At 56.1% G+C, this 20,033-nt stretch carries 23 protein-coding genes; 14 read left to right on the forward strand and 9 right to left on the reverse strand.

Features of this window, described 5'->3' with window-relative positions; genetic code table 11:
• Nucleotides 1-24 precede the first annotated feature (24 nt).
• Nucleotides 25-948 (forward strand): ribosome small subunit-dependent GTPase A, encoded by a 924-nt coding sequence (gene rsgA / locus HSW_RS13580; RefSeq protein WP_044002374.1) that lies wholly within the window; start codon nt 25-27, stop codon nt 946-948.
• A 151-nt stretch (nt 949-1,099) separates the two neighbouring features.
• The gene (locus tag HSW_RS13585) at nt 1,100-1,984 is read left to right on the forward strand and encodes an NAD(P)-dependent oxidoreductase (protein ID WP_044002375.1); all 885 of its coding nucleotides are present in this window, start codon (nt 1,100-1,102) and stop codon (nt 1,982-1,984) included.
• A gap of 107 nt (nt 1,985-2,091) precedes the next feature.
• On the opposite strand, the gene HSW_RS13590 is transcribed toward HSW_RS13585, so the two are convergent.
• A complete protein-coding gene (locus HSW_RS13590) occupies nt 2,092-2,736 on the reverse strand; it encodes a fasciclin domain-containing protein (RefSeq protein WP_044002376.1) in 645 nt (214 codons plus the stop codon).
• 237 nt (nt 2,737-2,973) lie between these two features.
• Between HSW_RS13590 and HSW_RS13595 the strand changes: the two genes are divergently transcribed.
• A complete protein-coding gene (locus tag HSW_RS13595; RefSeq protein ID WP_044004724.1) occupies nt 2,974-3,435 on the forward strand; it encodes a peptidylprolyl isomerase in 462 nt (153 codons plus the stop codon).
• A gap of 487 nt (nt 3,436-3,922) precedes the next feature.
• Here HSW_RS13595 and HSW_RS13600 read toward each other — a convergent pair whose 3' ends face one another.
• Nucleotides 3,923-4,324 (reverse strand): thiol-disulfide oxidoreductase DCC family protein, encoded by a 402-nt coding sequence (locus HSW_RS13600; RefSeq protein ID WP_044002377.1) that lies wholly within the window; start codon nt 4,322-4,324, stop codon nt 3,923-3,925.
• An 842-nt stretch (nt 4,325-5,166) separates the two neighbouring features.
• On the opposite strand from HSW_RS13600, the gene HSW_RS13605 reads away from it, so the two are divergent.
• The 9 genes from HSW_RS13605 to HSW_RS13645 all read left to right on the forward strand — a co-directional run bounded on the left by HSW_RS13605 (nt 5,167) and on the right by HSW_RS13645 (nt 11,476).
• A complete protein-coding gene (locus HSW_RS13605; RefSeq protein WP_044002378.1) occupies nt 5,167-5,523 on the forward strand; it encodes a hypothetical protein in 357 nt (118 codons plus the stop codon).
• Between the two features lie 43 nt (nt 5,524-5,566).
• The gene (locus HSW_RS13610) at nt 5,567-5,902 is read left to right on the forward strand and encodes a hypothetical protein (protein ID WP_155832976.1); all 336 of its coding nucleotides are present in this window, start codon (nt 5,567-5,569) and stop codon (nt 5,900-5,902) included.
• Between the two features lie 204 nt (nt 5,903-6,106).
• Nucleotides 6,107-6,448 (forward strand): hypothetical protein, encoded by a 342-nt coding sequence (locus HSW_RS13615; protein ID WP_044002380.1) that lies wholly within the window; start codon nt 6,107-6,109, stop codon nt 6,446-6,448.
• Between the two features lie 50 nt (nt 6,449-6,498).
• A complete protein-coding gene (locus HSW_RS22895; protein ID WP_052346433.1) occupies nt 6,499-7,209 on the forward strand; it encodes a DUF5819 family protein in 711 nt (236 codons plus the stop codon).
• Nucleotides 7,210-7,236: 27 nt separating this feature from the next.
• Nucleotides 7,237-8,175: an HTTM domain-containing protein gene (locus HSW_RS13625; protein WP_044002381.1), complete on the forward strand. Its 939-nt coding sequence runs from the start codon at nt 7,237-7,239 to the stop codon at nt 8,173-8,175.
• Between the two features lie 161 nt (nt 8,176-8,336).
• Nucleotides 8,337-8,882 carry a hypothetical protein gene (locus tag HSW_RS13630; protein ID WP_044002382.1) on the forward strand — a complete coding sequence of 182 codons (546 nt, stop codon included), beginning with the start codon at nt 8,337-8,339 and terminating at the stop codon, nt 8,880-8,882.
• A gap of 414 nt (nt 8,883-9,296) precedes the next feature.
• A complete protein-coding gene (locus tag HSW_RS13635; protein ID WP_197031877.1) occupies nt 9,297-10,064 on the forward strand; it encodes a hypothetical protein in 768 nt (255 codons plus the stop codon).
• A gap of 65 nt (nt 10,065-10,129) precedes the next feature.
• A complete protein-coding gene (locus tag HSW_RS13640; protein WP_044002383.1) occupies nt 10,130-10,816 on the forward strand; it encodes a hypothetical protein in 687 nt (228 codons plus the stop codon).
• A gap of 48 nt (nt 10,817-10,864) precedes the next feature.
• Nucleotides 10,865-11,476 carry a papain-like cysteine protease family protein gene (locus tag HSW_RS13645; RefSeq protein ID WP_044002384.1) on the forward strand — a complete coding sequence of 204 codons (612 nt, stop codon included), beginning with the start codon at nt 10,865-10,867 and terminating at the stop codon, nt 11,474-11,476.
• A 39-nt stretch (nt 11,477-11,515) separates the two neighbouring features.
• On the opposite strand, the gene HSW_RS13650 is transcribed toward HSW_RS13645, so the two are convergent.
• The 6 genes from HSW_RS13650 to HSW_RS13675 form a co-directional block, all read right to left on the reverse strand.
• Entirely contained in the window at nt 11,516-12,190 is a 675-nt protein-coding gene (locus tag HSW_RS13650) for a response regulator transcription factor (RefSeq protein WP_044002385.1), read from the reverse strand.
• 34 nt (nt 12,191-12,224) lie between these two features.
• A complete protein-coding gene (locus HSW_RS13655) occupies nt 12,225-13,016 on the reverse strand; it encodes a sensor histidine kinase (RefSeq protein ID WP_081768409.1) in 792 nt (263 codons plus the stop codon).
• Nucleotides 12,995-13,645, reverse strand: coding sequence for a hypothetical protein (locus tag HSW_RS13660; protein WP_044002387.1), 651 nt, complete (start codon nt 13,643-13,645; stop codon nt 12,995-12,997). Before HSW_RS13660 ends, HSW_RS13655 begins: the two co-directional genes overlap by 22 nt.
• Before the next feature lie 90 nt (nt 13,646-13,735).
• On the reverse strand, nt 13,736-14,497 hold the full coding sequence (locus HSW_RS13665; protein ID WP_155832977.1) for a hypothetical protein: 762 nt from the start codon (nt 14,495-14,497) through the stop codon (nt 13,736-13,738).
• Nucleotides 14,498-14,815: 318 nt separating this feature from the next.
• The gene (locus tag HSW_RS13670) at nt 14,816-16,372 is read right to left on the reverse strand and encodes a sigma 54-interacting transcriptional regulator (protein ID WP_044002389.1); all 1,557 of its coding nucleotides are present in this window, start codon (nt 16,370-16,372) and stop codon (nt 14,816-14,818) included.
• Nucleotides 16,373-16,547: 175 nt separating this feature from the next.
• Complete coding sequence (locus HSW_RS13675; RefSeq protein WP_044002390.1) at nt 16,548-17,654, reverse strand: vWA domain-containing protein; 1,107 nt, start codon at nt 17,652-17,654, stop codon at nt 16,548-16,550.
• Between the two features lie 150 nt (nt 17,655-17,804).
• On the opposite strand from HSW_RS13675, the gene HSW_RS13680 reads away from it, so the two are divergent.
• Nucleotides 17,805-18,086: a DUF427 domain-containing protein gene (locus tag HSW_RS13680; RefSeq protein WP_044002391.1), complete on the forward strand. Its 282-nt coding sequence runs from the start codon at nt 17,805-17,807 to the stop codon at nt 18,084-18,086.
• 226 nt (nt 18,087-18,312) lie between these two features.
• Entirely contained in the window at nt 18,313-18,924 is a 612-nt protein-coding gene (locus HSW_RS13685; RefSeq protein ID WP_044002392.1) for a hypothetical protein, read from the forward strand.
• Nucleotides 18,925-19,027: 103 nt separating this feature from the next.
• Here HSW_RS13685 and HSW_RS13690 read toward each other — a convergent pair whose 3' ends face one another.
• Nucleotides 19,028-20,008 carry an acyl-ACP desaturase gene (locus HSW_RS13690; protein WP_044002393.1) on the reverse strand — a complete coding sequence of 327 codons (981 nt, stop codon included), beginning with the start codon at nt 20,006-20,008 and terminating at the stop codon, nt 19,028-19,030.
• Nucleotides 20,009-20,033 lie beyond the last annotated feature (25 nt).

A 20,033-nucleotide genomic window follows, 5' to 3' on the forward strand; every position in this document is an offset into this window, starting at 1 on the left:
TTCACCATTTTACCTTTCACCTCCATGACCGGAATTATCGTTAAATCCACGGGCTCGTGGTACGTGGTGCGCGAGGCCTCCGGGCAGCTGCACCGCTGCCGCCTGCGGGGCAAATTCAAGCACAAGGGCCTGAAAGTAAGCAACCCGCTGGCGGTGGGCGACCAGGTGGATTTCACGGTGGAGGAGCAGACCGAAGGTGCGGGCGTGATTCACCACATCGAGCCTCGGCGCAACTACATCATCCGCCGCTCGGTGCACAAAACCGAACACGCCCACATTGTAGCCGCCAACCTCGACCAAGGGTTGCTGGTGGTAACGCTGGCTTCGCCGGCTACCTCATTCGGGTTTATCGACCGGTTTCTGGTGACGGCCGAAGCCTACCGGATTCCCGTCACGCTGCTCTTTAACAAAACTGACCTCTACGACGAAGACCTGGCCGATTATCAGGACCAGATTCTGAAGATGTACGCCCGCGTGGGCTATCCGGGCCTGCGCTGCTCGGCCCACACGGGCGAGGGCGTGGCCGATATTGACGCGCTGCTTGATGGCAAGGTGTCTCTACTTTCGGGGCACTCGGGGGTGGGCAAGAGCACGCTCATCAATGCCCTGGTACCCGACCTCGACCTGAAAACCGCCGAAATCAGTGAGTATTCCGATAAGGGCGTACACACCACCACCTTCGCCGAAATGCTGGAAGTTCGCCCTGGCACTTACCTGATTGATACGCCCGGCATCAAGGAGCTGGGCCTGGTGGATATGAAACCCGGCGAGCTGGCCCACTATTTTCCCGAGATGCGCGCTTTGCTCAACCAGTGCCGCTACCACAACTGCCAGCACCTGCACGAGCCGGGCTGCGCCGTGCGTGAAGCGGTGGACAAAGGCCGCATTGCCCTTCCCCGCTACGACAGCTACGTGAGCATGCAGCAAGCCGAAGACAACCGGAAATAGGTGAAGTGGTGAAAGGTGAAATTGTGAAGCGAAATACCACGAGAAGTGAAGTGAACACGCTGGCCGCACTTGGGTTGATTTGCGTAGAACCTAGTTCCGGGCAACCTCACCGCTTCCCCTTTTACCACTTCACCATTTCACCACTTCCCCTTTGACACAGCATAACGTAGCCTTCCTCGGTCTGGGGAATATGGGCGAGGCCATGGCCGAGAACCTGTTGAAGGCCGGCCACCGGCTCACCGTGTACAACCGCACCGTCAGCAAAGCCGCCAGCCTCAAAAAACTCGGTGCCTCCGTAGCCACTACGCCAGCCGAGGCTGTAGCTGGCGCGGCCTTCGTCTTTACAATGGTCACCGACGATGCCGCCCTGGAGGAATTGTGCCTGGGCCCCGACGGCCTGCTGCCGGCTTTGCCCGCTGGGGCCATCCACGCCTCCTGCAGCACCGTAGCTCCCGACACCAACCGCCGCCTCGCCGAAGCCCACTCCCGCCATGGCAGCACCCTGGTAGCCACCCCCGTGTTCGGCAAGCCTGATGTGGCCGCCGCCGCCAAGCTCTGGCTGGCTGCTTCCGGTGAAGATAGTGCCCGCCGTAAACTCAGGCCGCTGCTCAATGCGCTGGGCCAGGGCGTGTATGATTTCGGCGACGACCCGGGCGCGGCCAGCACGGTCAAGCTCTGTGGTAACTTCATGCTGGGCGCCGCCATTGAGGCCATGGCCGAAGCCTTCACGCTGGCCCAGAAAAGCGGCCTCGACCGGCAGCAGGTGTACGAGTTCTTCACCTCTACCCTCTTCAATACGCCCATTTACAAAGGCTATGGCAAGCTGGTAGCCGAGCGCCACTACCAGCCCGTGGGCGCAGCCCCGGCCATCATCCGCAAGGATATGCGCCTGGTGCTGGATGAGTCCCGCACGCATCTGGTGCCCATGCCCTTCGCTAACATCCTCCACGACCACCTCTCCACCACCGTGGCCAAAGGCGAGAAAGTCGACTGGGCCGGCTTCGCCGAGCGCATCACCGACGGAGCTGGCCTGTAATCCGCTCCGGTCCGGTGTAACATCCACAAAAAAGACCCGACCAAAACGGTCGGGTCCTTTTTTGCACTCATCCGGCGGCCCATACAGCGCGCCAGAAAGCTAAAAGCCTACTGAGCCAGCGGCAGAATCACACCGTCGATAACGTGGGTGACGCCGTTGCTGGAAATAACGTCGGCAATCTGTACCGTGGCGGGGGCATCTTTACCGTTGCCAATCATTACCACGCCGTCTTTCACCGATACTTTCAGTTTCGCGCCGTTCACGGTGGTCAGCTCCTGACCGTCCTTCAGGTCCTGAGCTACTAAGCGGCCCTGAATTACGTGGTAGGTGAGTACGCTGGCCAGCTTATCCTTGCTCTCCGGCTTCAGCAGACCGGCCAGCGCACCGTTAGGCAGCTTATCGAAGGCGGCGTTGGTGGGAGCAAATACTGTGAACGGACCAGGACCACTCAGGGTACCGTCGAGGCCGGCGGCCTGCACAGCTTTCACCAGGGTGCTCACGCTGGTGGCCATTACAGCATTCTGCACAATGGTTTTATCAGGCGTCATGGCTACGCCATCTACCAGTACACCCTCTGCCTTGCCCATGCGGGCCGAATCTGACAGCATGGTGGTGGAATCAACGGTAGTCGCCATCGACTCGGTGGTAGTGGTGGTTTCGGCGGTTTTGTTGTCGCCGCAGCTGCTGAGGCCGAAGCCCAGAGTGGCCACCGAGAACAGGGCCAGCGTAGCGGAGCGCAAATGCTTGTGCATACAGGAAAAATTAGGATTTGGGGAGAGTAAAAGAAGACGTTTGTCCGGCAATGAGCCAGCAGTAGGCTTACGAACCTACTGAGGAGTTGGATGTTTGCCCCTGCCCCGAATGTTACACCACGCCCAATGCCCTGCCCAACCGGGCGCGACCGGCTCTCACCTGTTACCTTTGCCCCGGCGGCACCCGCCGCCCGGCCTTTGGCGTACAAGGGCCCGTACCACCCAATTCTCAGCTGCATGAAAACTGCCGAAATCCACACCAATAAAGGTGTTATGAAAGTGGAGTTCTACGAACAGGACGCTCCCAACACGGTAAAAAACTTCACCGACCTGGCCCAGAAGGGCTTCTACGATGGCCTGAAGTTCCACCGCGTGATTCCCAACTTCGTGATTCAGGGCGGCTGCCCCAACTCCCGCGACGGTGCCAAAGGTACTCCCGGCACCGGCGGCCCCGGCTACAAAATCGACTGCGAGTTGAACGGTGAACACCAGTATCACGAGCGCGGCGCCCTGAGCATGGCCCACGCCGGCCGCAACACCGGCGGCAGCCAGTTCTTCATCGTGCATGACCGCCAGAACACCGCCCACCTCGACCGCAACCACACCGTATTCGGCAAAGTGGTAGAAGGCCTTGACATCATCGAGCAGATCAAAGCCAACGACGAGATTCAGAAAATCGTGGTAAGCGAACAGGCTTAGCATCTGCTCCAGCTTCCTTTCGCGTGATGCGTGATGCATAGGGGAGTTTTGCCAACCCATAAGAAAAAAGCCCGTCGGAACATCCGGCGGGCTTTTTTCTTATGGGTTGGTATCCGTTTGGTGCCAAGCGAAAACCGGGTGGAGCGCGGGCCAGCCGGCACGGTGAGCTGCACTGGATTTTGAGCGGCGGCCAGCACCGCTACTTGCTCCATACCCCTCCTTCGTCACTTGTAGTGGCCAAAAAGTAGGCCTCGCCACCGGACTGGCAGACGTTCCGGGCAGAAACAATCAGCCTGCGCTACCTGAGTGAGGACGCACACTTAACTGTCCATCTGCCGCTGGATGAGCACTTGATCAAACTTCGTACTTACTGACTGACCGGAGCTTGTTGGGGGCTGGGTAGCAACAAGCCCACCAGAGAGGCTTTTTCCTGCCATCTCAGCGAGGCAATCTGCAGACTCCGGGCTACAGCAGATTAATGTCTTTGTTACAAAAAACGTCGTCGTAATTCGGGGGAAGGTATTCGGCATGCTTCTTCACGCCCCAGAATGCGGTAGCGGTTACGGGCAACCAGTTCGTACCCCCAGTCGCGCAGCAGGCGGGGTAAGTAGCGCAGCAGCGCAGCATAGCGCCAGTTGGAGTTTAGCTGCTGGAGAATAAGCAAAACTGCTTCGGAACGTTGATACACCTGCCCATCCCGCAGCAAGTAGATAGTAGAGGAGAGGGCATCCAAGGAAAGGACCTGCCCGTGCTGGGCCAGCAGCTTACGGGCCGGTTCCGCCTGCAATGAGACGAACGTAAAACGTTCGGCCGGGTCACGGTCAATTACGAAGTTCACGAACCCGTCGCACAAATTGCAGACACCGTCAAAGAGGATTACATCGTTCATTCGAAGATTTTTAGTGATACCCTTTTACCCTGCCCCAGACTTACACATCTATAGGAATCATTAAGACTGCTATTAAGCAATAAATATGCGTAATAAAAAGCAATAAACTAAATACTATTGTCCAATTAGCTGCATATACTATTTAGGTATATTTTCAATATTTGGCAGGTAGCGTCAGATCTGATAAATGATAGAAATAAAATAAAATTCCCTCATTTTACTTGACTGCTATGTATAATAGTTGTTATTTGGCCTCAGTAGCTCACTGCTCGCTTATACATCAGGCCATTGCTCACACCAGCGGGCCTGATAACCTTTTGGCGCATCTCACGCCTTCTGCTCCCTATTTCGTGCTGTTATGCCTGGAGATGCTCTCCCTAGGCTAATGATGCCCTGACTTCAGTAATCATTCTGATTTTCAGGCGACATGAATCTCTGCATTGGTCCATAGGCATACCCCTATTGACCAGAGTTCCGCACCAGGCAGCTCCGGTTTTTCGATCTAGTCCGCGCTCCACTCCCCGCCTTATTTCTTCCGCACCTGCTGCGCGGCTGTTGTAAAACAATTGCGTGTTACGCACTATTGCGTCGTTTTTTAATTCGCCTGCAAATGCGAATAGGAAGAATATTGCCTGAACATTACGGTAAAAAGTAAAAAATACGGCCTACTACTGCACGTGAATACATAGTACAATAGGCCTGTGTTTTTTATTAAAAAAGTGCTTATTTCTGTGTGAATAAGTGCACTGGACTGCTATGTCCTTACCCCACGAAAACATCCTTCAACTAACAACCCTCCTGGTCAATTGTCCATTTTTTCAATCCTCAAATCCCTTCGAAAGATGAAAAAAGTACGCAATATGAAACGGCCGTTTGCAGTAGCAATACTCAGCCTGACGTTGTTCCAGTTTTCGGCGCAGAGCGCGGTTGCCGTGGGCACTTACAGCAACGCCCGAACCTACGTCTCGGCCAATGAGCAGCAGATGCAAGCCGCTATTGGCTGGGCTGCTATTGCTGCTGGCGTAGCCGTAGTGGGGGCGGCTGTAGGCGCCGTGGTAGGAGCCTATGAAGTGGGCACCATTGTGGGCCATGCAGCCCACGACCTGTTCGGGAGTCAGGCGGAGATTTCCTATGATTTCGAGCGGGCCAATTACACGGCCAGCGACTTCTCGGAATTCGACAACACTGCCGTCAATTGATCCTTGTTCACACGCAATCCAGCTAAAAACCAACTCACTGACCATGAAAAAATTACACAAAACTCAACGTGTTATTGCCACTTGCCTGCTTATGCTGCTGCTGCTCACGGCTTCTCTGCAGAACGCCGTGGCCTTCGGAAGCTATACGAATGTAAGTGCTCCTAACGCCACGCAGAGCCAGATGGCAACTGCTGTATTCCCAGCCGTGGCCGCTGTAGCCTTTGGCGTGGTGGTAGTGGGGGCCTTTGCTTACGGCGTGTACACTGGCTACACAGAGGCATCCAGCGGCAAAGAAGCGGAGGTAATTAGCTCCGCCTCCCTCGACATGTACCAGAGTGATGATTTTTCCCGGTTTGACCTGAACCAAGCCGCTATTTAGTCGGCGTCCTCCCAACAAACTTCCCTGACCAGGAGGGTTTTGGGCGGGAAGCCTGCGGCGTCGAATGATGGCCGCGTTCCTTACCTGCACATAACATTGAAGCGTAGGCGCCAGCCCAGGCCAGCGCGCTTAAGTGGCCTGCCAGCGGAAACTTCTTTCCGCGTCAGTGGTCCCGCTTGTTCCATTCTACTACACAACTTTTCCATGAAACAGACTTCCTCCCTATCCCGTCTTGCTGCCAGTGGCCTGCTGACGGTTGCTTTGCTAACCATTTCCGCCCAGAGCACCGTGGCCCTCGGCAGCTACAGTCAAGCCTCGGCCGCCGCGCAGGCCCCCACGGCTACTTCCTGGCTTTCCCTGCTGAGTATTGGCACGTTCCAGGCTCACAATGCTTATCCCGGCCCGGGTGATACCACGGCTATGCAATACATAATCGGGCCTCTGCAGGCGGCCACCTTCACGATAGGCGGTACCCAGCCCACCATCCCCGATAACTACAGCAGCAACGACTTTACGGAATTCGACCACGAAGCCGCCGCGAGGTAACTCCGGGATCCGGTTCTGTTCCTTTATCCGTTCATTTCCAGCCCTGCTCTATGAAACTGACTTTCCTGGCCCGCTTACTTCCTCGGCGCTACTGGTGGTTACTGCACGCGGCACTGGTTACGGTGTTGGTTGGCCATTTTTCGGTGGTGGCATTCAGCATGCTGCCGGCCAACCCGCTCAGTCATCAGTACAAATACCAGTTGCAGGCGTACATGAATCCGTGGTTTTCACAAACCTGGAACCTGTTTGCGCCCAACCCCATTGCCTCCAACCAGCGGCTGCTGTTCCAGTACGAAATTTACCAGAAGGGCCAGGCGCAGCGCTCCAGCTGGGTTGATGTGGTAGAGCCGCTCACTACCCTTAAAAAAGGCAGCTACTGGTCTCCGGTGCAGCGGATACTCAAGCACATTTCGGCCTCCACCAACGAGGTAATTGAGGTGCAGAATAAGGCCATCAAATTTGCGGCCCAGCAGGATACGTTGGCCAAGGACACGGTTAAGACCAGGCGGTTTCTGCGGGCCGTTGTGAGCAGTTCGCCGGGGCATAGGGCCATTCTGCAGTATTCGCGGCATACGTTCCGCCGCCTGGCCGCTACTAATCCGGCCTGGGCCAGTCCCGATTCGGTGCGCGTGGTATATCAGGTGCTCAATCAGGAATTTCCCCGCTTCTCCAAACGGGAACTGGATTACTTCGACGAGCGGAACTCCCGCTACTCTCACCTGACCAGTGAGCCCCACCGCCTGTACCTGGCGCGCCACTGATGTTCCGTCACCTAATTCCTTCCTCCCATGCTTCCCACTACTGATTCGCTGCGCAATTCCATTGGGCTGTCGGCCTTCCGGTGCCTGCTGGCCGGGCTGGTCATGAAAAACATGATTTTCTACCTCCCCATGGCCGATAATCTGCTTGGGCCCGATGCCATTGTTGATTACGACACGTACCTGGGCACCATGTATGCACAGGGTCTGCACTACTTCATCTACCCGTTTCACGTGCCCTACGCGCCGCAACTGTTTGTCATTCTTACCTTTTGCGTCGCCTTTCTGCTGTTCTTCGGCATTTTCGGGCGGATAACGGCCCTGGTACTCTGGCTGCTACTGGTGCTCTTTAAGCTGCGCAACGGATTTATCCTCGACGGCTCCGATAACGTGATTGAGGTAACTCTGCCTTTCCTGATTCTGGCCGATGCGTACCGCTACAACACGCTTAGCTCCATGACGGCCGCCCCCCGAGCAGGTACGCTGCCTGAAATAGGACGGCTGGTGATGCGCTACGCGTCGCTGGCACTGCTGATTCAGGTGTGCTTCGTGTACTTCTTCACCGCTTTGGCCAAGCTGCAGGGGGATTTGTGGCTCAATGGCACGGCTACCTACTACACGATGCGAGTAGACGAATTCCGGCAGACCGACTGGAACATCGCCCTGACTCAGAATCATTATTTCGTGGTCCTGAGCACGTATTTTACCATTCTCTGGGAGCTTTCGTTTGCCTTCCTGATCTGGTTCCGCAAAACCCGCTGGGTGGTGATAGTAGGTGGCTTTCTGCTGCACGTGGGTATATGGTACTTCATGCGGATTGACAACTTCTCCTGGATTATGATTGGCTCCTATGCCATGTTCATCACCAACCGTGACTATGTGCGGCTGCTGGCGTATGTCCGGCAACTGGTAGGGTGGCAGAGCCGTTCCCGGGAGCTTGCTCCGGCAACGGGTCAGCTTACTACCTGAAGCAATACGCTGTGTCGGCGGGCTGCAAAACGAGTTCCTGCCTTTATAGACTTGAGCCGGCGGCCGCTTCCTTTCTGCCCTGGTTTGGCTTTTTGCTATTCGGTATCCGCCGGCCGGTACTGCACGGCCCAGGGCGCAACCGTTCCTAACCTCCACATCCGATGAAAAAAAGCCTGCTACTTCCTTTGTTTGCCTGGACCCTGCTCACCACGCTGGTGTATCTGGTGGTGCTGTACACGGTGCTCTACGGCTGGATTGATAACGAAACCGGCCTGTTTCCGGCCGATAAAATGATTCTACTTCCGGTGCTGCCCGGCCTGCTGATGCTGCTGATAGAAGGAATTATGCATGCCATTCCCATTTATCAGCACCGCCTGGAGGCATTCCGGACGGGGGAAAGCCCCGCCCGGTGGTTCTGGCTGGTGCCGCTCCTCTCGCTCGGGGTGCTGGTATTTTGCGCGGGCCTCGACCTGCTTTACTGCCAGCTGGTAGATGCTACCATTCCGCATTCGTACGCTGAAACAGTAGCGCAGATTTCAATTAACAGCGGCAGCGTGCCGAAGGACTCGGTCGTGCGCTCGTTCGCGCAACTGCCTTTCTTTGCGCAGAATATCTTTCTTAATACCATTACCATTGTGCTGGGCAACTTTCTGGCCTTGCTGGTGGGCCGTAGCATTGCCAAACCATTGGCCGTAAAACTTACCTAACTCTCTTCCGCCACTCCGTTTCGGACGACAACGGGCGTGGCTCACGGCGAAGCGTGCATTGAGTACTGGCCAACTGCCAGTACTCAATGCACGCTTTTTCTTTTTCCAGATTTCGGTTAGAACAAGCTGCTATACAGCACGACATATAGCTGACGGAATGGTTATTACAGTATCTGGGAGTGGTTTTTTTCTTCTGATGAGCTTCGGGCTGGGCTGGGCAGACAGCAGCCGTTACCGGTAGCAACTGCCGAAGTAGGTGGAAGTACCTGGTTTATAAATCGGGTACTTCCACGCTCAAAAGAGCCTGCGGGTATAGCGTGTTTTGTAACGTCAACCAGAAGCTTGGGACCTGACAACGGCGGATATCGAAAAGCCGAACAAAGAGTAGATACCCAATACCAACCACCACTTATCATGTCAACTGTAGCCACGCAAGAGCACCACGCCAAACAAGCTCAGGAAATCTTCCTCGGCACGGACACCACCTACAAAATCCTGTTCGACTTTACCTCGCAGGATCAGCGCACATTGTTGCAGTACCTGCAGGCAAACAACTACCAGCTGCTGGCTTACAAAGGTGCTACGGGCCCGAATCAGGTAACTGCCGGCCTGCCTACGTGGTTTGCCCAGCCTTTCGGCAGCGTTTTCGGCAGCATCGAAATCGACTATACGCCCCAGTACAAGGTGTACGTCTACAATAGCACGGTTATCGGAGCCAATACCACTATTCAGATGCAGGCCATTTCCGGGCTGGTAGGGCTGGGTAAGTCTCTCGTGTTTAATGCTGACGGCAGCTTCTCACCCGGTACCGTTACGGCCCCCACCGATGGTATTGTACTGCAGAACAACCGCCCCGCCGGTACTCCCAACGTAACAGTGGGCCTGGCAGCCTACATCAATGGCCAGTACCTGCCCTTCTGTGCCTTCACCAGTACGCCCCAGGGTTCGGTGGCCATGACGCCCCACGAAAGTGTGTGCCTGTTTGCCGCCATGACGTCTCTGCAGTCGGGGTCGGTAACGGCGGTAGCTACGGCACCCGGTGTATCCTTCTCGTTTTCTGCGGCGGCGCCGGTTTACACCCTGGCCATTGCCCCTTCTACCTACGCCGTAATCGGCAGCGGCTCGTCCATTGTGACGGATGTTAATTCGGGTGCCTCCCTGGCGCAACTGCTCAACTCGTAAGCGCAACTGGTCAAGGGTGCGCGGTGCCTGGTATTGCGCACCCTTGACCACACGCGCCATTGTTGATGATCCTGACCTCCAGTACGCTGACCATCAAGCTCAGCCAGGCAGATTGCACCCGTATTGCCTCCTACGGCGAAGTGATAACCCTGGTGCGCAGCTTTGCTACCGAGGGTGACTACGTGGTAGTATGTGCGGCTTTTGCACCCTTTGGCCTCTGCAATACCCTTACGCTAAGCGCACAGTGGGCTATGTATGCTACACAGCAGCAACCTGCGGCTGGCTCCGTAATACAGCTACAAACCGCCCTTGTGCAGGCCACGCCACCAGGCAACACGCTGACTTTTACGGGCAGCACGTTTGTTTCCCAGGGCGCGGCCTTTGCGCCGGATGTTTTTGGGTTTGCGAACAGCAGCCCTAACCTAGTGCAGTGGGGGGTTGCCCAGGCTGTAAGTATCAACAATACTCCGGCTGCAACGGTGCCTCTGGTTCTGGCTAGTACGCCTGCCAAGCAAACCAGCTACCTACAGCCGCTGAGTGAGGTAAAGCTGTTTCTGGCCAGTAACGTACAAGCCGGCCTGCTGCTGCCCGCCCAGGTGTTGCAGCCAGTGGGTTCTTCCAGCTCCACGGTTGGGCAAAAGGTACCGTTTACAGTAGGGCAATACTTGGCGGTAGACCCATCTACCAACCCCACTATTTACTTCGATTCGCCCAATAACTGCTTTACGCCGGTACCTCCTTCACCAGCCTGAGCAAAGCCACCGAGCTTATTCTGTTTCCTTCTTACTTCCCTTCTGCCCATGACTAGCATTACTCCCGTTGCGCCCCATAGCGGTCAGCCGCTGCCCGGCTTTGAGCAGGTTGATCCTCAGACCATTGCCGCGCTGGCGACGCCGGCCCAGGTAGGGGCAACGCGGGTCATCCCCAATTTCACGCTCAATCCGCAACAGCAATCCAATTGGTGCTGGCTGGCTACCTCCTCCGACGTCCACATTTTTTACCTTCCGGCGGCCCCAATCACCCAGTGTGCCCTGGCGGGCGGAGTGCTGTTTAATGACCCCACCCGCTGCTGCACCAGTCCCGTTCCCGGAGCCTGCAACCAGCCGGGGCTGCCCAGCATTGCCCTCCGTGCCATGGGCAACCTGCTGGGTGCCCCATTTGCGCTTAATACGCTTTCCTACCCGCAGGTCCAGACGGAAATCAACGCTGGCCGGCCCATTATCGTTGGCTATACGCAGCCGCAACAGCAGGTAGGCCACGCCGTGCTCCTGTTGGGGTACACAGACGTGCCAACTGCTGCCAGCAAAGTCCTTGTCGGCGACCCGGCCCGGGGCTACCTCGAAGTCACGTTTTCGGACCTGTTGTTTACGTATTCCAAGTACGCTTCCGAAGTGTGCTTCACCCACGGTTAACCCTTTGGAGTGAGCAGGGCGCGGGCATAAGCAAGTCACCTACAAGCTATCCAGCAAGTGGTGCTTCACCGCAAACATGGCCAGGCTGACGGCGTTAGTGGCACCCGTTTTTTCGAGCAGGTTTTTGCGGTGCCCTTCCACCGTGCGGAAACTGATAAAGAGCTTCTCCGCAATTTGGGCTGAGCTGTAGCCTTCGCACAATAGCGTTAGTACTTCTTTCTCGCGCCGCGTCAGATCGAACAGCAGGCGGCTGACGGAATAGGGTTGGGACTGGGGGACATTGGAGTGCTTGGCCTGCAGCCCTTCCCGCATCACCTGGGCCACTGTGTCATCAATATAAAACCCTTTCGTATATACCTGATGGATGGCCTCTACCAAGATTTCCTGGTCGATATCCTTGGGCAGGTACCCGTGTACGCCCACCCGCATAAGCTCCAGGATAAACTCGGGCGAGTATTCCATTGACAGAATAATTATTTTGATGTGCGGCAGAAGTGCCAACAGCCGTGTACTGGCTTGTCGGCCGTCCATTCCGGGCATGTGCAGGTCCAGCAGCACTACATCGGGGTGCTGCACTTCCAGCTGAGCAAACAGCTCGTCGGCTGAAGCGGCCTCCAGTACTATTTCATGGCCTGCAAACCGTCGTAAAATGTGGCTCAAGCCTTGGCGAAAAAGCAGATGATCATCTACTATGGCCAGTTTTATTGTTTTCATAGAAGCAGGGCAGATGTGTAGAGCGGGGTAAACATCAACAAGGCAGGCGTAGCACGATATGGGTACCACTACCCGGCAGCGAGTTTACGTGTAAGTTGCCTTCGAGCAATTTAACTCGCGCGGCAATACCTGCCAGGCCCATACCATCGGTGGTACCAGCAGTGGCCTGGGCCAGCACGAAGCCGCAACCATCGTCGCTGATGCGCAGCAGCAACTCGTTGGCATTACGGTGCAAGTATAAGGTAAGCGCCGTTGCGCGCGCATGTTTCAGGGCATTGGCAAACGCTTCTTGAATAATGCGGTAAAGCGCCAGCTGGGTTTCGGCGGGCAACTGCTCAACGGCGGCATCAAGCTGGCTTTCTATCTGCAGGCCCGTGGCTTCTAACCGGCTGCTGAGCTGCTTTATTGCCCGGCACAGGCCCAGCTTATCCAAGGCCATAGGCGACATATTCTGCACTATCCGACGCACGCTTTTCAGCGTGTCGCCCACGATCTGGCTAGCCTGCTGCGCCAGTTCCTGCACGGCTGGGGTACTGTCTTCGTAATTAATCTGATTGATAAACAGCCGGGCAGCCGACAAGGAAGCTCCTATTTCATCGTGCAGATCCTGCGCGATACGCTCCCGTTCTGTTTCCTGGGAGGTTATAATGGAGCGCAGCATCTTGGTTTGGTAAGCCAGCTCCTGCTGCTGCAGCGCAAGGCGTAGCGCATGCACGCGCCGTTGGTGCACAATAACAAAGATGATAACTGCCAGTGCCAGCAATAGCATCGTAACTATTCCGGCAAAGAGCAGCCACGCAAACTCTATTTCCTTAGGCTTATCCATATAGCGTAGGCATACAGGCAATACAACACGCTGTTCAGACCGGCGTGTACAAGCCAAAGCTGATAGTTAAACTGTTGGGAGTAGAATAAGGCAAAATTGATGAAAGTGTAAATCAGAAAGTTGCCTACGAAGAAGAAGAGCAGCCCAGTGGAAACCCAGAACAGAGGTTGCTGCCAGATGTGCTGTTCCGTTATGGCCTGCAGGGAGTGGTGGTAATACAGCAGAACCAAGCCAATGAGCAACAGGCTTTCTACCAGGCGCACGGCATTATCAATGAGCAGGGGCTGCGTAGATCTTAGCCCGGCCTCAAGACTAGCCAGGCCAACAAGCCCGATGATAAGATACCAGCGTTTTTTTTGTAGAAAAGCCGGGTAGCCGGCCCTGTTGTATAGCTCCAGCAGCAGGGCAAATTCCACACAGATATAGATAGGCCAGATAAATAGGTTGGAAAGCTTTAAAAACCACAGAATACGCGAAACAACTTCGGTAAGCAGCGCAAAGAAGCTGAGCATAGCCAGGGGCCGCATGGCAGCCGGAAGCCGCCGCCAGTTCCTCCCGGCTAGTAAGGCAGTGCCAATGGTGGGCAGAATAGCCAATAAAATAAGAATCTGCTGAGTGGAGTACCGCATAAGCTGGTCAACAAAAGTAGCTATAGAGAGAACCTGACACGGCCCAACGAGCAGTAAAAACTGCTCGTTGGGCCGTGTCAGCAAGCCTGCTTAGCAGGTGCGCGGGCAGGGTGCCGTCAGATCATAATAGCCGCTGTCCTCAATGGCTCCATCAGGCGCTGCGGGCTGGCCACCGGTAGCGGCAAGTGCTGCGTCCTCGCGTACCGCAGCTCCCGGCTCTACTGCCCGGCTGGCGTACAGAATCAAACCAAACGCATAGCGCGTGGCAGGCTCCAGGTCCGAAACATAGTCCGAGTCGTAGTACCGGTGCAGGCCAAACCGAATCTGCACGTTGGCAGCCCCGTTGAATGCACCCAAAGCACTCATTATTTCTCCCAGTGGATAATTATAGCCTTGCAGTAAGCCATAGCGAACGGTGAACATGGCGTGGTCCACGGCTTCGGCTTTGGCCTGCTGGTACCACTCCTCTTCCCATTGCCGCATCAGGGCGCGGGGCAGGTTTCCCCCCTCACCCAACTGCCCTTGGCGGTAATGATAGGTGAAAGCATACGAAGTGAAATAAGGCGTCACTATCTCGTTGGCATTATCAACACCGAACAGGATGAGGTGAAACTCCTGGTGTTCTTCCAGCGACTCAGGCGTATGCCATTTGCGCAGCCCAAAGCGCATTTTAACGGTTGCTACCCCGGGAGTCGACAACAGGTAGCTGAGCACGGCAAACTCAAACGTTACCCCGGTCAGGACCTTCCCGTCATGTTTGAACAGACGGGACCATTCGTGCGGCAGGATGGTAGCGTATTCCTGTTTTTTCCAGTTCAGGACCCACTCATCATATTCCAGACTGGAAATCAATCTGGTTTTTAGCAGGGATTTTTGTGTATCCGCGTCAATCATTGGTGGAAAGGGAAAAGGGTATGTATAGAAATTGAACCGGGCCAAGATACAGCGCCGTGCAAACAGGGTAGCAAGTAGAAATACGTGGTTTACTGTTGCTGATAAAGACCTCACCACAGGCAGTAGGTGGAGCCAGCAGCAGGAAGTCAGGCCTGGCTTCACGCTAAAAAAAACGCCCCGCGCACCTTTCGGTACGCGGGGTCGTTTGCTTAGGTCGTCAGGCTTCCCCTCTCCCTGAGGAGAGGTGACTAGCTCCGGAGGGGTCCCGTGAGGTTCCTACCGACGGCGGCCGCGCTGGGGCTTTTCATCTTCATCGTCCTCGTCGTCGTCCTCGCCGAAGCTGGGCATGGTGAACATGCTGCTGAGCAGGTCCTTGAATTGGGCGCCGGCGGTGAGGCGGTTACGCGAAATCAGGCTGTACTCGCTCAGGCCGTGGAGCAGGAACTCCATTAGGAAGTAGGTGTGCTCGGGCGTCTCGGAGGGGTGCAGTTCCGTCACGATGTCGCGCAGGCCGGGCACCTGGTCCAGCACGGCGCGGTAGTCTTTGGTGCTGGCATCGTGGAGCAGGTCCACGGTGTGGCCAGAGCCGAACCACTCCTGCACCGTCTTGTAGGGTGAAGGGCGGCCTTTGAGCTTCTTGGCTTTGTCGGGGTCGGGGAAGTAGTTCAGGAACAGGGTGCGGATGGCTTTGCCCATCAGCTTCTCGGCCACGATGCCGGCTCCCTCCTGCTCTCCTTCATACACCAGCTCCACCTTGCCCGTTACGGCCGGCACCGCCGAAATGAAGTCGCCGAGGCGCACGTAGGTAGTGGCTTCGCCATTGATGAGGGCGCGGCGCTCAGCCCCGGCCACTACCTGCTCGTAAGCCGAGATGGTGAGGCGGGCCGACACGCCCGATTTGGCATCCACGAACTCCGAGGCGCGGGCCTCTACGGCCACCTGCTCCACCAGGTCGTGAATCACTTCGTTGGTAGTCACCATGCCCTTCTGCACATCCTGGATGCGGGCTTCCTGCTTGGTGATGCGCTTACCGATTTCGATGGATTTCGGGTAGTGCGTGATGATCTGGGCGTCGATGCGGTCCTTGAGGGGCGTTACGATGGAGCCGCGGTTGGTGTAGTCCTCGGGGTTGGCCGTGAACACGAACTGCAGATCCAGCGGCAGCCGCACCTTGAAGCCCCGGATCTGGATGTCGCCTTCCTGCAGAATGTTGAACAGCGACACCTGAATGCGGGCCTGCAAATCGGGCAGCTCGTTGATAACGAAAATGCCCCGGTGCGCCCGTGGAATCAGGCCGAAGTGAATCACCCGCTCATCGGAATACGGGAGCCGCAGCGTGGCCGCCTTGATGGGGTCGGCGTCGCCGATGAGGTCGGCTACCGATACGTCAGGGGTAGCCAGCTTCTCAGTGTATCGGTCCTGGCGGCCCATCCACGTCACGGGCGTGTTGTCGCCGTGCTCGGCTAGCAGGTTCTTGGCAAACACGCTCAGCGGTTGCAACGGGTCATCGTTGAGCTCGGAGCCGGCCACTACCGGCACCCATTCATCGAGCAAACCGATAAGCAGGCGGGCAATGCGGGTTTTGGCCTGGCCGCGCAAGCCCAGCAGGTTGATGTGGTGGCCGGCCAGAATGGCGCGCTGCAGCTCGGGAATCACGGTTTCCTCGTAGCCGAAGATGCCGGGAAACACGTCCTCTTTGCTTTGGAGTTTTTTGATCAGGTTGTCGCGCAGCTCCTGTTTCACGGAGCGCGGCTGGTAGCCGGATTTCTTCAGGGACCCAAGTGTGGTGATTTGCTGGAGCTGGTCGGCGGAGAGAGAATCGTAAGAAGGCATGAAAGGATAATAGAATGAAAAGGAATGTGTGGTTGCCCGTCATCCTGAGCTTGCGAAGGCCCTTATCACACCAGAACGAAACCGTTTGATTATCGTGCTGATGTAATAAGGTCCTTCGACACTAGCTTGATTCGCTACATGCTCAGTATGACAGACGGTAGTGGCCGTTTAGCCGTTACACGTTTTTGCGGCGGTTGCGCTTGTAGTCCTCGAAAATCATGTGGCCGAGGCCTTTGAGCGACGAGTAGTACGCCTTGCCCTGGTTCACCTCCGTGAATTCCTCCACGAAGCGGCGCAGGTACGGGTCGTCGGCAATCATGAACGTGGTGATGGGCACTTTCAGGCGGCGGGCCGAGGCAGCCAGGTTCAGGGTTTTGTTGACCACTTTGCGGTCGAGCCCGAACGAGTTTTTGTAGTAACCGCCGGCTTCCTTCAGGCAGGTGGGCTTGCCGTCGGTAATCATGAAGATTTGCTTGTTGGGCGTTTTGCGCTTGCGCAACAGGTCCAGGGCCAGCTCCAGGCCGGCCACGGTGTTGGTGTGGTAGGGGCCCACCTGCAGGTAGGGCAGTTCCTTCACCTCAATCTGCCAGGCATCGTTGCCGAACACAATTACGTCGAGGAAGTCCTTGGGGTACTTCTGCTTCACCAGTTCAGCCAAAGCCATAGCCACCTTCTTGGCCGGCGTGATGCGGTCCTCGCCGTACAGAATCATCGAGTGCGAGATGTCAATCATGAGCACGGTGCTGGTCTGGCTTTTGTGCTCGTTCTCGCGCACTTCTAGGTCGCCCTCGGTCAGCATGAAGTTGTCGCCGTCCATGCCGTGGTTGAGCTGGGCGTTGCGGATGCTCTCGGTCATGGAAATTTGGTCGAGCGAGTCGCCGAAGCGGAACTCCCGCATATCGGTGCTCTGCTCGTCGCCCTGGCCGGTGTGGGGCGTGCGGTGGTTGCCCTGCCCCGATTTCTTGAGCTTACCGAAGATTTCCTCCAGCGCCGACTTACGAATGGTCTGCTCGCTTTTGGCCGTGATGTTGAACGAGCCCGGCTCCTGCTCGTTCTCGTCGATATAGCCCTTCTTCTTGAGGTCCTCGATGAAGTCGCCCATGCCGTAGCCGTCGTCGGTGAGGCCGTACTGCTTATCCAGCTCATTCAGCCAGGAAAGCGCCTCGCCCACGTCGCCGCTGGTGATGGTGACCAGCTGCATAAATATCTTAAAAAGGGAGTCGAAGCCTTTCTCAGTCGACTCCTCGGGCACGAAATCCCGAAAACGAAAGCCTGCAGACATAATAATTGGGGGAGTGAGTTCTCAGAACAACAGAAGCCGGTTTTTAGTTGTCGGTTGCTGGATAGCTGTTACGTGTTATCTAGTGTACTGTCTGCTCCTGGCAGCCAACGGTGCCCAACGACCCATCAGTAACCTAAAAATCCTTCCCTCATGAAAGCCATCTGGAATAACACCGTCATTGCCGAAAGCGACGAAACCGTAGTCGTTGAAAACAACCACTATTTCCCGGCCGATTCTATCAAGCGGGAGTTTTTCGAGGACAGCATTGCAGGCACTACCTGTCCCTGGAAAGGCCGGGCTAGCTATTATTCCGTGCGCGTGAATGGTGAGCTAAACAAGGATGCTGCCTGGTACTACCCCGAGCCAAAGGACGCAGCTCAGCAGATCAAAGGTCGGGTAGCGTTCTGGAAAGGTGTGCAGGTAGTGGCGTAGCAGTCAAAGATGAGCAGGAAGCCATCCGCGCCGCAGGGTTTTACCGTACCTTTATTCGCAAGTCAGTATATATCTGACGATTAATAACTTAATCAATATATAATAGAAAAAATACAACTCAATCTAATTACATTGCGTTTACAACGGCCAAACTCTCCCCCGATGAAAATCAGACTCCGGCGAGTGCCGGAGTTTATGCCGCATCTTCCCTAATTCTCTTTTTTCTATGCGTACTGCCTCTTTTTCTCGTCTGCTTCTGGCTACCGGCTTTGCTGCCGCCACGCTGTCGGCCTGCGACTCCACGCGTCAGGTTGCCAGTGAAACGTCTTCGGACACGGTTCCCTCTTCTCCTACCGTGGATGAGAGCGACGTAAGCTTCAACCGCGAGGTAACGCAGGGCGAATACCGGTTTTCGGTAAAAACCTTTGGTTCGCAAGAGCCTCGTATCGTAAGTATCCGCTCCTACCGTGGCTCAGCCCAGACTATCGACCCGTTGCGGGTAGAAGTAACTGGTGCCGTAACCAACGTAGCTTCCGGTGACCTGAACGGTAACGGTAAGCCCGAACTGTACATCATGACCGATAACAAAAAAGCCAACGGTGGCCTGTATGCCTATGAGTTTGCTGAGCGGGGCTATGCTCCCATCAGCTTCCCCGGCACGCCGGCCGGCAACGCCGGTATGGGTTATACTGGCCAGGATATGTACCAGATCAGCGGCAATAAATTGGTGCGCTCCTTCCCCGTTACTCCTACAGACTCAACTCAACAAGCCGGCAACCGTACCGTGGAGTATACACTCGACCCCAACGGTAAACTCGTGATGGGTGCACAGCGCTAAGATTAGAGTTTAGAATGTATGTAAAAGGCCCCGCCGGGTTACGGTGGGGCCTCTTTTTTCTATTCTTCGGTCCTAATCACTAATAACGCTCTTGGATTACCAGTTACTCAATCCACTTGAACTTGTATTCCAGCTTAGGGACTGACATGCGGTCGGCTACGCGGCGCAGGCGGTTGGGCAGGGCCATAATGTATTCCCGAGCGTTTTCGGCGGCACCGGTGAGGCCGGTGATCTGGTCGATTTTCCAGTCGGCGATGAGCGTATCAAGGATGTCGGTGTAGTCGTGGCTGGTGTACACGCCCAGGCGCTGGGCCGCGTCGGTGAAGTGGCCGAAGGTTTTGCCCATTTCCACGCCCATTTCGCGCATGTAGTGGGCAGGCATGACAATCTTCTTGCGCATCATGTCCTCGAAGGCCAGCATCATTTCCGACGGATCAACTTCGAAAATCTTCTCCACGAAGGTTTTGTACACCCGGGCGTGGCGGTTTTCGTCACCGGCAATCATCCCGCAGATTTTGGAGAGGCCATCGTCGCCGACTTTGCGAGCCAGCTGGCCTACGCGGCGATGCGAGAGGTTAGTGGCCGTTTCCTGGTAGCTGGTGTACACGAAGGCACGGTACGGGTCGTGGGCAGTGCCCAGGTCGAAGCCATCTGCAATCAGGTACTGAGTGCTCACCTCGAACTCACGCATGTTCACGCGGCCTGAGAGGTAGAGGTAGCGGTTGAGCAAGTCGCCGTGGCGGTTTTCCTCCGCCGTCCAGCCCCGGATCCACTGGGCCCAGCCGTTGTCGGGGTCCCGGTTCAGGTCGTCGAGCTGGTGGAACCAGGCCTCGTAGTTGGGCAGGGCTTCTTCGGTAATCGTGTCGCCGATCAGGACCGCCAGCAGGTCGTAGCTCAATTCTTTCGCCCGCTCGCGCAACAGCTTCACTTCATCGAAGAAGGTATCGAGTCGGGAGTCAGGCAGGTAGTCAGAGGGCTGCCAGCTGCTTTCCACGCTTTTCAGGAAGGTACCCAGGTTATCTTTCAGGAAGCCTTCCATATGCTGGAGCACTTCCCCACGGGAGGTCATGTTGGCGGTAATCATGGCAATAGGGGAAAAGGGAGAACTG

It is taken from the genome of Hymenobacter swuensis DY53, assembly GCF_000576555.1.
GTDB classification, from domain to species: domain Bacteria; phylum Bacteroidota; class Bacteroidia; order Cytophagales; family Hymenobacteraceae; genus Hymenobacter; species Hymenobacter swuensis.

Bases quoted from the DNA above. Each gene is read 5' to 3' on its own strand.
- HSW_RS13605 (WP_044002378.1), top strand. From the start codon at position 5,167: ATGAAAAAAGTACGCAATATGAAACGGCCGTTTGCAGTAGCAATACTC.
- rsgA (WP_044002374.1), top strand. From the start codon at position 25: ATGACCGGAATTATCGTTAAATCCACGGGCTCGTGGTACGTGGTGCGC.
- HSW_RS13675 (WP_044002390.1), bottom strand. From the start codon at position 17,654: ATGTCTGCAGGCTTTCGTTTTCGGGATTTCGTGCCCGAGGAGTCGACT.
- HSW_RS13630 (WP_044002382.1), top strand. From the start codon at position 8,337: ATGAAAAAAAGCCTGCTACTTCCTTTGTTTGCCTGGACCCTGCTCACC.
- HSW_RS13680 (WP_044002391.1), top strand. From the start codon at position 17,805: ATGAAAGCCATCTGGAATAACACCGTCATTGCCGAAAGCGACGAAACC.
- HSW_RS13625 (WP_044002381.1), top strand. From the start codon at position 7,237: ATGCTTCCCACTACTGATTCGCTGCGCAATTCCATTGGGCTGTCGGCC.
- HSW_RS13690 (WP_044002393.1), bottom strand. From the start codon at position 20,008: ATGATTACCGCCAACATGACCTCCCGTGGGGAAGTGCTCCAGCATATG.
- HSW_RS13635 (WP_197031877.1), top strand. From the start codon at position 9,297: ATGTCAACTGTAGCCACGCAAGAGCACCACGCCAAACAAGCTCAGGAA.
- HSW_RS22895 (WP_052346433.1), top strand. From the start codon at position 6,499: ATGAAACTGACTTTCCTGGCCCGCTTACTTCCTCGGCGCTACTGGTGG.
- HSW_RS13590 (WP_044002376.1), bottom strand. From the start codon at position 2,736: ATGCACAAGCATTTGCGCTCCGCTACGCTGGCCCTGTTCTCGGTGGCC.
- HSW_RS13600 (WP_044002377.1), bottom strand. From the start codon at position 4,324: ATGAACGATGTAATCCTCTTTGACGGTGTCTGCAATTTGTGCGACGGG.
- HSW_RS13650 (WP_044002385.1), bottom strand. From the start codon at position 12,190: ATGAAAACAATAAAACTGGCCATAGTAGATGATCATCTGCTTTTTCGC.
- HSW_RS13660 (WP_044002387.1), bottom strand. From the start codon at position 13,645: ATGCGGTACTCCACTCAGCAGATTCTTATTTTATTGGCTATTCTGCCC.
- HSW_RS13640 (WP_044002383.1), top strand. From the start codon at position 10,130: ATGATCCTGACCTCCAGTACGCTGACCATCAAGCTCAGCCAGGCAGAT.
- HSW_RS13610 (WP_155832976.1), top strand. From the start codon at position 5,567: ATGAAAAAATTACACAAAACTCAACGTGTTATTGCCACTTGCCTGCTT.
- HSW_RS13685 (WP_044002392.1), top strand. From the start codon at position 18,313: ATGCGTACTGCCTCTTTTTCTCGTCTGCTTCTGGCTACCGGCTTTGCT.
- HSW_RS13655 (WP_081768409.1), bottom strand. From the start codon at position 13,016: ATGGATAAGCCTAAGGAAATAGAGTTTGCGTGGCTGCTCTTTGCCGGA.
- HSW_RS13645 (WP_044002384.1), top strand. From the start codon at position 10,865: ATGACTAGCATTACTCCCGTTGCGCCCCATAGCGGTCAGCCGCTGCCC.
- HSW_RS13615 (WP_044002380.1), top strand. From the start codon at position 6,107: ATGAAACAGACTTCCTCCCTATCCCGTCTTGCTGCCAGTGGCCTGCTG.
- HSW_RS13595 (WP_044004724.1), top strand. From the start codon at position 2,974: ATGAAAACTGCCGAAATCCACACCAATAAAGGTGTTATGAAAGTGGAG.
- HSW_RS13670 (WP_044002389.1), bottom strand. From the start codon at position 16,372: ATGCCTTCTTACGATTCTCTCTCCGCCGACCAGCTCCAGCAAATCACC.